This is a genomic window from Stratiformator vulcanicus (genome assembly GCF_007744515.1).
In the GTDB taxonomy this organism is placed as follows: Bacteria; Planctomycetota; Planctomycetia; order Planctomycetales; family Planctomycetaceae; genus Stratiformator; species Stratiformator vulcanicus.
Genome location: NZ_CP036268.1, coordinates 4453596 through 4467415, shown reverse-complemented (window position 1 = coordinate 4467415; position 13820 = coordinate 4453596). Strand labels below are relative to the sequence as shown.

The following is a 13820-nucleotide window of genomic DNA, read 5'->3' as shown; positions in this document are numbered from 1 at the left end:
TGTTCCAGTTGCATCGGTCATCCAAACCACTCCGTCACCATTAATCGCTACTTACCGCTGCACCACTTCCAAGCCCCGCAATTCCTTCGGCAGTGGGAAGTGCACCTGTTCGGTGCGGATCGTTTCTTCGCTGAGCGAAGCCCCGTATTCATCGACGAGTTTGTCGATGACCTCTTGGACCACGACTTCCGGGGCGCTCGCCCCGGCGGTAATGAGCACCGTTTCAACCCCGTGAAACCAATCCGGCTGAAGTTCCGATGCCCCATCGATCAGATAGGCCGGCTTACCGCACTCTTCGCCGAGTTCACGCAGCCGTTGGCTGTTGGAACTGTTCTGGCTGCCCAATACGAGGACGAGGTCCGACTTTTGAGCGAGAATCCCGACCGCTTCCTGACGGTTGGTCGTCGCGTAGCAGATGTCGTCTTTGCTGGGTGTTTCCAGTTGGGGAAATCGTTCGCGGAGCCGCTTGAGGACCCGGCCGGCTTCATCGACGCTCAGAGTTGTCTGCGTGAGCACGGCGATCTTCGCCCCCTCCGAAAAGGCGAGGGCATCGACCTCTTCAGGCGTTTCCACAAGTGTGATGCTCTCCGGGGCCTCGCCCATCGTGCCGATGACTTCGTCGTGCCCTTCATGACCGATCAGCAGGATGTGGTAGCCCCGCTTCGCATACCGAATCGCCTCCATGTGAACCTTTGTGACAAGGGGGCAGGTCGCGTCGATCGTGTGCAGCTTTCTACGGCGTGAGGCTTCCCGAATTTCGGGGGAAACGCCGTGCGCGCTGAACAGTAGGATCGATTCTTCCGGCACGTCCTCCACGGAGTCGACAAAGGTCACTCCCTGCGCCGTAAAGCGATCGACGACATAGCGGTTATGAACGATCTCGTGATAGACGTAGATGTTCGGCCCGAAATGGGCGACGGCCTTTTCGAGTGCGTCGATCGCCATATTGACGCCGGCACAGAAACCACGTGGGTTGGCGAGGAGAATCTGCATGAATACTCGGGGGCGAGAATAGCTGAAGGAGTGCCGACTGCTCGATCTGGTTACAGAACGAACCGCATTTCACCCGATATTATCACATTTGGCATGATCCCGAACACTCCCGCCTTGTCTTCGCGAACCAATGGCTTGTGGCGAGGGTCGTTTCATTGATAAAACATGCGATTCGCGGGCGACTCGCTCGACCGCGAACAACTGGAGAGTTGCCGGAGTGGCCGATCGGGCCGGATTGCTAATCCGGTGTGCCTCGCAAGAGGTACCGGGGGTTCGAATCCCCCACTCTCCGTTCTTTGAAGCCCGCGGGTATTGGCCCGTGGGCTTTTTTCGTGCTAGCACGTGCTGAGGAACTCTGATGCGGATCGACGCGCACCATCACCTGTGGAAGTACGACGCCGAGCAGTATCCGTGGATCGACGATGAGAAGTCACGGTTGCGGCAGGACTTTCTGACGGCGGAACTTTCGGAAGTGGCCCGCCAGAGCGGTATTGACGGATTCGTCAGCGTGCAGGCTCGGCAGACACTTGAGGAAACGGACTGGCTGCTGGGCCTGGCGAATACAGAGCCACTCATTCAAGGGGTCGTCGGCTGGGTCCCGCTCGCCGAGAGCGAGGCTGAGCAAAGCCTCGAACGGCTTGCAGAAAACGAGAACCTCAAAGGGGTCCGCCACGTCGTGCAGGACGAGCCGGACGACTTCCTACTCAGAGACGATTTCAGTCGCGGCGTCGCGCTGCTGCCGAAGTTCGACCTCGTCTATGACATCCTGATCTTTCCGCGGCAGTTGGCGAACGCGATCGCCTTCGTGGACCGGCATCCGAATGTTCGATTCGTTTTGGATCACCTCGCCAAACCGCGGATCAGTGCGTCGACGTTCGACTCGGATTGGGGCGAGCACCTGCAAGAATTGGCGACGCGAGACAACGTCCTCGGCTGCAAAATCTCCGGTCTGGTCACGGAGGTGGCCGAAGCCGAATGGACGGAGGAACTCATCAGGCCGTACTGGGAATTCGCTCTCGGCACGTTCGGTGTCGATCGGCTCATGTACGGCAGCGACTGGCCGGTCTGCCTGTTGCGTTCGGAGTGCGACCGCTGGTGCCAAACCTGTGAATTGTTCACAGCGGAACTGACGCCTGATGAGCAGCAGAAGTTCTGGTCGGAGAATGCCCAGAAGGCTTATCGGCTCTAATCCATCCGCACGCCGATCGTGAGCAGGATGTTCGCATAGCGCTGCTGATCGGCAGTTTGGACCGTCAGAACGTGATCGGCGGTCTCGACGGCATTATAGAACTCCCATTTCTCGGTCGGTTGTAATTCGATGTCGAGGTCGGCGTTTTTAATTGTCTGCCGATAATCGTCCCAGACGGGCGGATCGCCATCGAGTGCATACGGGCCTTCGGTCTCCGTCTGCATCGTCTGCACGGCCTCGACCGGCACGGCTGAGAGAATGGCTTCAAGCACTTGATTACAGGTGACGACACCGGGCATCAGATTTAAAGAAATCAAATCGGCGTTCGGCCCGCGCTTATTCAGTGCCGGATAATTTCCATCGGCAATTAAGATCGTCGAGTGATGCCCCGCTCGCGCGAGGATGGCGTTAATTTCCGGATGGATCAGCTTGTGGCGGAGCATGTATCTAAGTCTTACATAAGCCCGAGGCGCCAGCCTTCGGGAATAGAAGGAGTTTGCTCTGGGATCATCCCGAAGGTTCGCGTCTTGGGCATGGACGTTAATCAGCTTTGCGTCCAATAGCGGAACGCGCGGATCGTTTGCTCTGTCGCGGCCGTCGAATCGGGATACGGGAACGCTTCAGCCGAGAGGTAGCCGCTGTACTTGATATCTTGTAGCGCCGCCATGATCGGACGGAAATCAGTATGCCCCAAGCCGACGGGGCGGCGGTTGCTATCGACGAAATGGATGTGACCGACCTTGTCGCCGCCGGTGCGAAGTGCGTCGGCGACATCTTCTTCTTCGATATTCATGTGAAACAGATCGCAGAGCAGCTTCACATTCTGCGTTGAGAGCCGATTCAAGAGGCCAACGCCGTCGGCAACGGTATTGACCTGGTTCGTCTCGTAGCGGTTGAGCGGCTCGTAAATGAGCGGGACGTTGTATTGTTCGGCGTGCGAACCGCCATCTTCCAAGGCATCAGCGAGATAACCGCGGGCCGACTCCCGATCCACACCGTCCCCATAGCGTCCTTGCATAGAACCAATAATTGCCACTGCTCCGAACGGCCCTGCGAAGTCGATGATCGAACGGACAAATTCAATGGCCTTCATCCGCTTTGACTCGTCTGCATCGGCCAGTTGCAGTTTATGTTTGACCCACCCGGCGCCGGTGCCGACTGCTGCGAGCTTGAGGCCATTATCATCGAGCAGCGATTCTAGTTCGCCGGGTTCGACGGCTTCCGGACCGGGAGGAAAAACTTCGACGGCGTCGTAGCCGAGTTTCGCGGCGAGTTCGCAGCCCGCTCTCAGTCCGTCCCAAAGAACAAACGGACCGCCACGGGCTTCTTCAACGAGACTGATGGTGATGCAGGATTTCATAAGGGTATTAGAGGCAAGTGTTCGAGGTGGTTTCAATTCGTAAATGAATGCGGGCGTTTCGAGAAGCGGAAATCGATGAGCGAGAAGCGAAGATTGCCGTTCGCTTCTCACTTCTCGTTTGTCGCTTCTCGCGCTGTTATTACCGCTTTAATATACTTTGCGGCTTCGGTCGTAATGGCCTTCCAGTCACCCGATCGCATCCAGTCTTTCTTCACGAGCGAAGACCCCACACCGAGGGCAGCGGCGCCGGCGTTGATCCACTCTGCGGCGGTGTCAAGATTCACGCCGCCGGTCGGAGTAAGGCGGACATGGGGCAGGGGGCCTCGGACATCTTTAAAATATTTGGGGCCGAAATGATTCGCCGGAAAGACTTTCACCAAATCCGCCCCCGCGGCCCAGGCAGTCGCAATTTCTGTGGGGGTTAAGGCACCCGGAACGACGGCTTTGTCGTAGCGATGGGCTGCTTCGATCACGGCGGGATTGACGGTGGGGGCGAAGACGAATTCTGCCCCCGCATGCACGCTGGCGACGGCGGTTTCGGAATCGAGGACGGTGCCCACTCCGACGAGACCGGTGTCGCCGAACTCATCGGCGGCCTGTTCAATCGCCCGCAGCGCTCGCGGGGTTGTCATCGCGATTTCCCATGCGATCACGCCCCCGTCGCGGAGTGCTTTACAGACATCGACAGCCTGCTGCGGGTTATCGCCACGAATAACGGCAATGACGCCCGTTTCTTCAATTTGTCGAACTACTTCTGCACGAGGTGTGGGCATTTCTTAAAGACCTTCCGCCGCGAGATCGCGTTCCATACAGGATGTCAGAATCGGCGGTTTCTTGCCGAACAATTTTTCATAGTCGACCGCCGTCGGTCCGAGCCGCACGGGGACTTTATCTTCGTGATTTAATCGGATATTCGAGAGGCGGTGGGCCATATGAGGGTTGCGAAACCGATCGAGCGTGTCATCAGCGAATTGGTCCGCACCTTCAACCCGATCCTTGAGGGTCGGGACGATCTCTTCATAGAGAAGTTCCCGCGTCCACTTTATGCCGTCCGGCGAGTCGAGAACCGCCTGCACGGTCTCGTACTCACTTCCAAGATATTTGGCAACCATTGCGGTGTGCACACCATTTAAGACTCGCACTTTTCGCAAGTAATAGGGCGCGAGATCGTCGACGACTTTGACCGCCGGGTGGTCGAAGAGGTTCAATTCCCCCGAGCGCGGTCGCTCGATCGCGAGGAGTGCATAAGGCTCCGCCATGATGGCGAGAGGGTTTTCCTGAACCGCCGCGTGTTCGTCGGGCAGATCGGAGATCATGCAGTCGACGAGATTGTTCAGCCACACACATTCGTTGGCGAGCCAATAAACAAACCGGCTGTCGAGCTTCCACTGCTCGGCCTGCTGCACGACGAGGTTTTGCAGCCGCGTGGCGTTCTCCGCGATTAATTCGCACGGGAGTACGGTGACAGGGTCTCCACCGGTTTCAAAGCGACGGTGCAGGACGCGGGTGAGCTTGCCCGGCATCGTGTTTGGCGCGAGACCTTTGTCGGTGTCGCCGCTCAGGACATACCCGGCTTCAGTCGCGTTTGTGACGAGCAGCTTCAGGTGAGGTGATCCTGCGAATCGCATCACCTCATCCCATTCGGAATCGGCGACCAGCGCCCGTGAAACCGATGCGACGTCGGTCCGCTCTTCGATCAGTTCGCCGTCGCGATAACCGCGGACAACCACGGGATAACCTTTGGGATGCTCTTTCAGCAACTGAGCCCGCTTGCCGGAGGTCGACTGCACGACAACAACGCGGCCGACATCCTGCCCCGCGGCATTGGCTTCGTGCACAAAGCGATCGATGAAGCCGCGAAGGAATCGCCCCGCACCGAATTGAAGAATTGTTTCCGCCGACATGTTGCCCTTTATTGTGTTCCGTCCGTGTTGGTGAGCTTAAACTTAAACTTGCCGATACCAAGGTGAAAAAGAAAGTGAAAGTCCGAGGGTAAGGTCCCTTGCTTGCGCGTCGGGCTTGTGTTTGAGGGTAAAATTATATTTGGAATTAGACCGTAACGCCGGTTTTCCAGACGGCGATTTCGCGGTAGCCGTTGACCTCGTTGCGGGCTGGCTCGCCGCTGGCTGTTTTAAGTAGCAGGTCGAACAGTTCGGATTCGAGCTCCTCGGCAGAGGCTCCGTCGGCCACCATCCGGCCCGCGTTGAAGTCGATCCATGACGATTTTCGGCTGGCGAGATCGGCGTTCGTCGCGATCTTAATCGTCGGTGCCGGCACACCGAGTGGTGTGCCCCGGCCGGTAGTGAAGAGCACCATGTGGGCGCCGGCAGCCGTCATCGCGGTCGACGAGACGGCGTCGTTGCCCGGTGCATTCACCAGGGCGAGTCCGCCCAAGTTGGGTGTCGCCGGCTCTCCATAGGCGAGAACCTGTTTCACCGGTGCCCGGCCGCCCTTTTGAACGCAGCCGAGCGACTTCTCTTCGAGCGTGGTGATCCCGCCGTCTTTATTGCCCGGTGATGGGTTATCGTAAACCGGCTGATCGTGAGCCCGGAAGTAGTCTTTGAATTCATTAATGAGATTGCCGCAGGCATCGAAGGTTTCGCGATCGGTGGTCCGGTCCATTAGCAATTGTTCCGCCCCGAACATCTCGGGAACTTCGCTCAAGATCGTCGTGCCCCCGGTCGCACAGTGGCGATCGGTGATGCGACCGACGAGTGGATTCGCTGTGATCCCGCTGAAGCCGTCGCTGCCGCCGCATTTCATCGCGAAAATGAGTTCGTTCGACGGAATCGTCTGTCGTTGAAACGACGACGCGTACTCGGCGAGTTCGCCGACGAGTTGAAGGCCGTGCTCGACCTCGTCATCGACTTCCTGAGCATTGAAATAGCGGATGCGGTCGGGGTCTTCGATGCCAGCTCGCTCGAGCTGCTGTTTAATCTGATTGTTCTCGCAACCGAGGCCGATCACGAGCACACCGGCGGCATTAGGATGCCGGATCAGCCCCGACAGAATCGCTTGCGTCTGTCCTAAATCGTCGCCTAGTTGCGAGCAGCCGAACGGGTGAGGAAACGAATAAACGCCGTCGACCAGTCCTTTGGAAGCGAACTCGCGTGTGGCCCGCTCACCAATTTTGGTGGCAGTCATGTTCACGCAGCCGACGGTGTTGATGATCCAGATTTCATTGCGGATCGCGACGCGGCCATCCTTACGGCGAAAGCCTTCGAAGGTCGATGGTTCCAGCTTGGTCGACGAATCCGCCGTGCGCTCGCTCCAACGGTATTCGAGGTTGGTGTCGAGGCCGGTTTTGAGATTGTGTGTGTGTACGTGATCGCCGATTGCGATCGTTTGCGTGGCGATGCCGATCGAGTAGCCGTATTTCAGTACGTGCTCGCCCGCGTCGATGCACGTTGTCGCCAGTTTATGACCGGCGGGAATCGTCTGCCGCGCGGTTACGCCGTCGACGCTTTCGCCTTCTGCCAGTTCGTCGATCAGGACGATCACAGCGTCATCCGGATGCACGCGGAGCCAGCGGGGGGTTGCCGTCGTCGCGGTTGCCGCACTCATGTCTGCACCTCCACCATGGCTTTGATCACACCCGTCTCGGGACGTGTGTAGGCGGGGAAATCGTCGCGGAAGCGGTCGAACGTCGTCCGGTGCGTAATCCACGGCCCGGTGTCGATCGTGCCGACCTCGATCAGTTTAATGATCCGCGTGAAGTCGCGCGGCAGCGCGTTGCGGCTGCCTTTGAGATTCATCTCGGGCCGGTGCATGGCGGGGTGCGGAAAACTGACTTCACCGTTGGTGATGCCGACATAAACCAAAGTCCCCGTGTGCGCTACGAACTGCAGCGCCCCACTCATCGATTTGTGGTTGCCGGTGGCGTCGATGGCGATGGCGAACTTGTCGCCGCCGGTGATTTCGAGGGCGTGTTCAAGATCACTCTCATCGCCGGTGAACAGGATCGTATTTTCGACGCCATAGCGTTCCTTGCAGAAGTCGAGCCGCGACTGGACGAGGTCCATGACGGTGATTTTCGCTCCGGTCAGGCGGACGAATTCGAGCGTTGCCAGGCCGATTGGCCCGGCTCCGATGACCAGCACATGTTCGCCCTCTTTGCATTCGCCGCGGTCAACGGCGTGGCAGCCGATGGCGAGGGTCTCGACGAGGGCCAGTTGCTCGTAGCTGAGCAATTTCGACGGGTGCAGTTTGTCGGCACGCACGTTGAAGCGTTCGCGGAGTCCGCCGTCGGCCATTACGCCGATGACTTCAAGGTTCTCGCAACAGTTGCCGTTGCCACGTCGGCAGGCGAAGCACCTGCCGCAGTTCATGTAGGGTTCGATGCTACAGCGATCTCCGGGGGCGATATTGTCAACACCCGGTCCGACTTCGAGAACCTCGACGCCCAATTCGTGCCCCGGCACGCGCGGATAGCGAAAGAACGGCATCTTGCCGAGAAAGCCGCTCACGTCGGAACCGCAGATGCCCATCAGGTGCGTGCGGACCTGCGCGTAGCCCTCGGGCGGAGACGTGGGGTCGTCGAGTTCGACATATTCGAACCGTTCCGGTTCTTCGAGACGGATGCCGCGGATCATGTTGAGAAAATTGTTAACGGATGCGTGGCTGGGGACGGCATGGATGCTGCCCCCAGCGGATAAGGCTTCGAGTTGCGACAACCTCAGTGAATCGAACGCGGCACCGCGCTCGCTGGGGGCGGCTCTGCGAGACCGTCCTCAGCCACCCTGAGAAAGCTAGGTAACCGGTTCGTCATTATTCTCCGGTCGACCTTCAATGTAGAACCAGTTGTGGATTGGTTTCAGAATATCCTGAACTTCTGCGACCAATTGTTCGTCGATCGGTTCCTCGGCCCACTCGATCCATTGGGCCACGCGCTGCGGATTGGCCGAGCCGGTCACGCAGGAAGCGAATTCGGGATTGGCGATTGAGAACTGCAGTGCGAGCTTGGCGATGTCGCTGCCTTTAGTACGGCAATGCTCGGCGGCTTTAGCGGCAACTTCTCGAACTTCGGGCGTCGCCTTATGCCACGGCGGAAGTGGCGCATCTGTCAGAAGTCGGGCGGAGAAGGGGGCCGCGTTGATCAGCCCGACGCCTTTCTCTTTGCAGATCGGCACCAGTTCGAGGGCCATGTCGTTCTGCAGCGTGTAATGATTGTAGGTCAGGACCACGTCGACCTCAGCCCGGTCGAGGATGTACTTGAACATCTTCATCGGGTAGCCGCTGACGCCGATCGCCTTCACCTTTCCCGCGGCTTTTTGCTCGCGCAGGGCGGGGAGTGTCTCCTCGACGATCTGCGACATGTCCACGAATTCAATGTCGTGGCAAAAGACCATGTCGAGGGTGTCGACCCCCATTCGCTCCAAAGAGATGTCGACGCTCTCCGCCACGCGCCGGGCGGAGAAGTCGAAGTGCTCGCCGGAATAGCGGCCGAGTTTGGTGCTCAGCACAAACTTGTCTCGCGGGATGTCAGGCAGCTTGCGGCCCAGCAGGACCTCGCTCATGCCTCGACCGTAGAAGGCGGCGGTATCGATGTAATTGACGCCCCCTTCGAGCGCAACGTCAATGCAGCGAAGCGCGTCATCGAGATTGTCGACCTTGCGGAATTCCTGTCCCAGCGAGGAGGCACCAAAGCCCAACGCAGAGAGTTTGAGTCCGGTCTTGCCGAGTTGGCGATATTGCATGGTGAAGACTGGCCGTTGAGCGACGCGTTTAAATCTTGCATGCAATGTACGGGGGCAAAGAGCGCCCCACAACCGTGCTATCAGTCACCAATCAGCCGAATGAAGTTGCGAATAGAACACGAGTGGCGGCGGTTCGCCGCAGGTGATCGCTCGAATGGTTATCGCTGCTCAATGCCAAGCCAATGCCGCAGGCGATTGACCACTCTCCGCACGAATCTTCGCTTCGCCGCGTGTGGGCGATGCCCGCCGGAAAACGCGAGCAGATCGGCTCCCATTTCTCCCGCGGTCGCGTAGCGGTCTTCGGGTCGTTTGGCGATCGCTTTGGCAATGATCGATTCGAAGTCGATCGGGAATTCTGGATCGATCACCGAAGGCTGCACTGGGATCACGTTCGCAATCCGATCGACCATCGCGGAACGGCTCTTGGCGTCGAAGATCGGTCGGCGGGTCACGAGTTCATACAGTGTCGCGCCCAGTGCGTAGATGTCGCCGCGTCGGTCGGACTTGCCCCTAAAGCGTTCGGGAGCCATGTATCGCAACGTGCCCGCGTATGATTCGTGTTCCTCGTCCACGCCTTCGCTTCCGGTGCGAGCCGCCGTCGCAACGCCGAAATCGGTGACCCAGACCTTGCCGTCTGCCCCGATCAGCACGTTGCCCGGCTTGACATCGTTGTGCAAAACGCCTCGCTCGTGCGCGGCATGAAGCGCTCGGGCGACCTGAATGCCGATGCGGGCGAACTTCCGATACGACTTCCGTTTTAAGTGACGGTAAGAGGTGACGGGATCCGACTTCGTCTCACCATTAATTATGTTGCTTGCCGGAGACGATTTTGCGGGAGATGCCGCACCCTCCGAGCGGTCGTCGCGGGCCCGGCTGATTTCTTCGGCGTAGACGACCCCCTCCCGTTCTTTAAGCCGTTCGATTAACCGATCGAGACTCACCCCGTCGACATACCGCATCGTGTAGTAGCAGTAGCCCTCGTGCTCGCCGAAACCGTAAATGGGCACGATATTCGAATGCCGCAACTGCGAGGCGAGCCGCGCTTCTCGTTCGAACGCTTCGCGGACCTGCGGGACGCTGTCGACCCGCCAGGGCAACAGTTTCACCGCGACACGTCTTCCCGAAGACTTCTCCAAGCCTTCGAAGACGATTCCCATGCCGCCGCGGGCGACCTCGCCGATGATGTCGCAGCCGCCGAGTCGATCGACTTCCAAGTCGGCAAAGCCGCGTTTGAGCCAAGTCGACTCTTCGTTGAGCTTGAGCCCTTCGAGGGCCGCCAGCACGGGGAACGTGCGTCGAATTTCATCGGCAAACCGCGGGTGCGCTGCCGCATAGGACTGCACGCTCGGCTTTCTTCCGCTGCGCAATTCCTCCATGAACCGGCTGGCGAGCTTCTCCATCGGGACGCGGACTTTCAGGATGTCGGCATCGGAGGCCGCATCCCGGTCGCTGATCTCCGGTTCGGAGAGTTCAGAATTTACATCGTCCCGTTCGCTCAATGTCGTCGGTCCGTCCTGTCTCGGTCGTCAAACCATGCCGGGTACGGCCGAGACGATCTTTTGCAATCGTTTGAGAGCGCGCACATAGCGCACACTGGCGGCCTGTTCGGAAATCCCCAGCACCTCCGCCGTCTCCCGGTTGGAGAGTTCCTCGAAATGGCGGAGCGCGAGGACTTCCCGATCGACCTCATTCATCTGTTCGAGCGCGGCCCGCAGATGGCGAGCGCGCTCGTCCCGAATCGCCGCTTCGCTCGGCGAAGTGAGTCGACCGAGCAAATGCGATGAGAGTGAAAACGTCGTCGTGTTCGGGTCGTAACCGGAAGAACCACGAATTTCGCGGCCGGCCGACCTTTTCTTCGCCCCAAGGTGTCGGCGATGCACTTCAATTAGCGTCTGGTTGACGATCAGGCGAAACCAGATGAACGTCGACAACTCCGGGTCGGTCGGAAACGCGCTGATTCGCTTCGCGGCGTTCAGCCAGGCCTCCTGCAGAATATCCTCCGGATCGGCTCGGCCGATCAGCCGTGCGTCGAGTCGGAAATTGACCACCCGCCAAAGCCTGCTGCGATACTCCGAGAACAATTCGGCCAATGCATCGACATCTCCCCCGCGGATGCGGTCGAGCAGGGCCGGGTCGGTATCGAAATCCGAATCGCTCATGGCAAACTGAACCGGAGGGGCGCACGGCTTTTGCGTGGCCCTTTAGCATATCCGCCCAGCCCGCTCGGCACGAATGATTCCCATATTGTGGTGCGCATCGCGTGGCAATGTCGAGTGACATCAACCGGTGCTGAAGTAATAATCGACCCGCGGCGACGGAACTAGAGCAGTCGAGGTTTCATTCGCTCTGTCGGTCGCGACAGGAACAACGATGCCCAAGATCACGCGAAGACCCAACGGCATTGCCGATCCACTCTCACAAGTGACACTTGCGGAGCAGGTTTACCGCTTTCTGGCGGACGAGATCGTGGCGGGGCGATTTCTACCCGGCCATGCCCTGCGCGAGATCGAATTGGCTGCGGTGCTGAAAGTCAGCCGCACACCGATCCGTGAGGCGATCCGGCAATTGACCTCGACCGGGCTTGTGGAGGTTCGGGCCAATCGCGGCGCGATTGTCCGCGAATTGACGCCGCAGGATGTCACTCAGATGTATCAGGTACGCGAAGCGTTGGAAGGGCAGGCGACACGACTGGCCACCGGGAAAATCCGACCGGAAGACTTCGACGAGTTCGATCGGCTTGCCGAACTCGTGATGAATGAAGATGGCGAGATCGTCGGTCGGGCGGTCAACGAATACGACCGGGTCATGCATCGCGTGATTTCGAATCGAGCCGCCAATCCGCTACTCGAAACCGAAATCAATCGCTTTCACGACTTGATGTCGTTGATCCGAGTCTGGACCAGCGACGGACCCGAAATTCTGAATGCGACACTCGACGAGCACCGCCGAATCCATCGCGAGCTGCGCGTCCAAGATGCGGACCAAGCCGAGAAGGCGATGCGAGAACACCTGCGCAACTCCGGGCAGAGAAACGCCGAATTCATCGCGAAAAAACAGGCGGCACCCGATGACGCCGACGAGTCAGGCGAATAGTGACGTGACCGCCTGAGCCTTCACCAGTTCCCGCGGCTGGTTCAGGTGGTTGTAAACGATCGACTCCGGATCGATGCCGAAGGCGTGATAGATCGTCGCGAGCAACTCGCCGGGGTGAACCGGGTCTTCGGCGGGGGCTGAAGCGGTCTTGTCCGACTTGCCGTGAATGTAACCCCGCTTCATGCCCGCACCGGCTACAAGAGCGGTGTAGCAGTACGGCCAGTGGTCACGGCCATCGGCACTATTGTTGTTGCCGGAGGTGCTAACGCCCTTCTTCGGACTGCGCCCGAATTCGCCCACCGCGACGAGCAGCGTGTCCTCCAGCATCCCGCGCTCGTCGAGATCTTCGATCAAAGCTGATAGCCCGGTATCGAGCATCGGAGCCGACTGATCTTTCATCCGCTTGTTGAGGCCGGTGTGCTGGTCCCACGAGTGATTGTCTGAGTTGGCGACCTTTGGCCAGATGACCTCGACCACTTTTGTTCCCGCTTCGGCCAATCGACGGGCGAGGAGACAACTCTGACCAAACGTGTTGCGACCGTAACGATCGCGGACTTCATCAGACTCTCGCTCGATCGCAAACGCGTCGCGGGCACGACCGGACGTGACAAGGTCGAGTGCTCGGCTGTAATGCTGATCGAGCTTGTACTTTGACACGGCTTCCTCGATCGCAGGCATTCCGGCGTTGATCTGCTCACGCAGATCAGCCCGGCGGCGGAGCCGAGTCGTGAACACTTCTGGTCGCAGCTTGAGGTCTTCGACGTTGACGGTGTCAAGCTTGTTCATGTTCATGTCGTCGCCCGGCGGGTAGAGCGTATACGGATCGTACGCCTTACCGAGGAAACCGGCGGTGCCACCTTTACCAACGACGTTCGACTCCTGCAGCGGACGCGGCAGCATCACGAACGGTAGCATCGGGACGTCGGAGGGCTGTTGATGGATGATGTTCGAGCCGAAGTTCGGGAAGTCCTTGGGCGATGGCGGCTCCAACTGACCCGACGGGCTGACCTTGTCGGTCGTGTAGCCGGTCATCATCTGATAGATCGCCGCGGTGTGGTTGAACAAGCCGTTCGGCGTGTAGCTCATCGAGCGAATGAGCGTGTACTTCTCAGTCTGCTTCGCGAGTTGCGGGAGGTTCTCGGTAAATTTCACGCCCGGCGTCGCCGTCGAGATCGGCGAGAAGATGCTCTTCACGTTGTCGGGGACGTTCTCTTTCGGGTCCCACAGGTCGATGTGGCTCGGTCCACCTTGCAGGTAGCACATAATGACCCGCTTCGCCTTGCCCCAACCGGCCCCACCGACGGCGGAGTTCGCCGAAGCCGCTTGCAGTTTGAGCATCGAGCCGAGGCTCAGGCCCAACATGCCGGAGGCACCGACCCGCAGCACGTGGCGTCGTGAAACGCCGAGGCCGGAGTCGCAAAGGTCTTTGCCGCGTTCGCCGAGAATGCCGATCATTTTGCTGACCCTCCGTAATGCCCCTTGCTTGCGC

Annotated in this window: 13 protein-coding genes and 1 tRNA gene; 3 read left to right on the top strand and 11 right to left on the bottom strand. The window is 59.1% G+C overall.

Annotated elements, in window-relative coordinates; translation table 11 throughout:
* Window positions 1-51: 51 nt before the first annotated feature.
* A complete protein-coding gene (gene ispH / locus Pan189_RS17755) occupies window positions 52-993 on the bottom strand; it encodes a 4-hydroxy-3-methylbut-2-enyl diphosphate reductase (RefSeq protein WP_145365423.1) in 942 nt (313 codons plus the stop codon).
* Window positions 994-1196: 203 nt separating this feature from the next.
* Here ispH and Pan189_RS17750 point away from each other — a divergent pair.
* Window positions 1197-1285 (top strand) — tRNA-Ser (locus tag Pan189_RS17750).
* A 66-nt stretch (window positions 1286-1351) separates the two neighbouring features.
* The gene (locus tag Pan189_RS17745; RefSeq protein ID WP_145365422.1) at window positions 1352-2182 is read left to right on the top strand and encodes an amidohydrolase family protein; all 831 of its coding nucleotides are present in this window, start codon (window positions 1352-1354) and stop codon (window positions 2180-2182) included.
* Here Pan189_RS17745 and Pan189_RS17740 read toward each other — a convergent pair.
* From Pan189_RS17740 to Pan189_RS17700, 9 genes are all read right to left on the bottom strand, one after another.
* Entirely contained in the window at window positions 2179-2625 is a 447-nt protein-coding gene (locus tag Pan189_RS17740) for an RbsD/FucU family protein (protein WP_145365421.1), read from the bottom strand. The genes Pan189_RS17745 and Pan189_RS17740 overlap by 4 nt on opposite strands.
* 101 nt (window positions 2626-2726) lie before the next feature.
* Window positions 2727-3542 (bottom strand): sugar phosphate isomerase/epimerase family protein, encoded by an 816-nt coding sequence (locus Pan189_RS17735; RefSeq protein ID WP_145365420.1) that lies wholly within the window; start codon window positions 3540-3542, stop codon window positions 2727-2729.
* A 107-nt stretch (window positions 3543-3649) separates the two neighbouring features.
* Window positions 3650-4315, bottom strand: a complete 666-nt coding sequence (locus tag Pan189_RS17730; RefSeq protein WP_145365419.1) for a bifunctional 4-hydroxy-2-oxoglutarate aldolase/2-dehydro-3-deoxy-phosphogluconate aldolase — start codon at window positions 4313-4315, stop codon at window positions 3650-3652.
* 3 nt (window positions 4316-4318) lie between these two features.
* Window positions 4319-5446, bottom strand: coding sequence for a mannitol dehydrogenase family protein (locus Pan189_RS17725; protein ID WP_145365418.1), 1128 nt, complete (start codon window positions 5444-5446; stop codon window positions 4319-4321).
* A gap of 145 nt (window positions 5447-5591) precedes the next feature.
* A complete protein-coding gene (locus tag Pan189_RS17720) occupies window positions 5592-7106 on the bottom strand; it encodes a UxaA family hydrolase (protein WP_145365417.1) in 1515 nt (504 codons plus the stop codon).
* Entirely contained in the window at window positions 7103-8131 is a 1029-nt protein-coding gene (locus tag Pan189_RS17715) for a zinc-binding alcohol dehydrogenase family protein (RefSeq protein ID WP_145366244.1), read from the bottom strand. Before Pan189_RS17715 ends, Pan189_RS17720 begins: the two co-directional genes overlap by 4 nt.
* 159 nt (window positions 8132-8290) lie before the next feature.
* On the bottom strand, window positions 8291-9238 hold the full coding sequence (locus Pan189_RS17710) for an aldo/keto reductase (RefSeq protein WP_145365416.1): 948 nt from the start codon (window positions 9236-9238) through the stop codon (window positions 8291-8293).
* Window positions 9239-9396: 158 nt separating this feature from the next.
* The gene (locus tag Pan189_RS17705; RefSeq protein ID WP_145365415.1) at window positions 9397-10737 is read right to left on the bottom strand and encodes a serine/threonine-protein kinase; all 1341 of its coding nucleotides are present in this window, start codon (window positions 10735-10737) and stop codon (window positions 9397-9399) included.
* Between the two features lie 27 nt (window positions 10738-10764).
* A complete protein-coding gene (locus Pan189_RS17700) occupies window positions 10765-11397 on the bottom strand; it encodes a sigma-70 family RNA polymerase sigma factor (protein WP_145365414.1) in 633 nt (210 codons plus the stop codon).
* 211 nt (window positions 11398-11608) lie between these two features.
* Between Pan189_RS17700 and Pan189_RS17695 the strand changes: the two genes are divergently transcribed.
* The gene (locus Pan189_RS17695) at window positions 11609-12331 is read left to right on the top strand and encodes a GntR family transcriptional regulator (RefSeq protein ID WP_145365413.1); all 723 of its coding nucleotides are present in this window, start codon (window positions 11609-11611) and stop codon (window positions 12329-12331) included.
* Here Pan189_RS17695 and Pan189_RS17690 read toward each other — a convergent pair.
* A complete protein-coding gene (locus tag Pan189_RS17690; protein WP_145365412.1) occupies window positions 12320-13786 on the bottom strand; it encodes a DUF1501 domain-containing protein in 1467 nt (488 codons plus the stop codon). The two genes, Pan189_RS17695 and Pan189_RS17690, sit on opposite strands and share 12 nt — an antisense overlap.
* Between the last annotated feature and the right edge of the window lie 34 nt (window positions 13787-13820).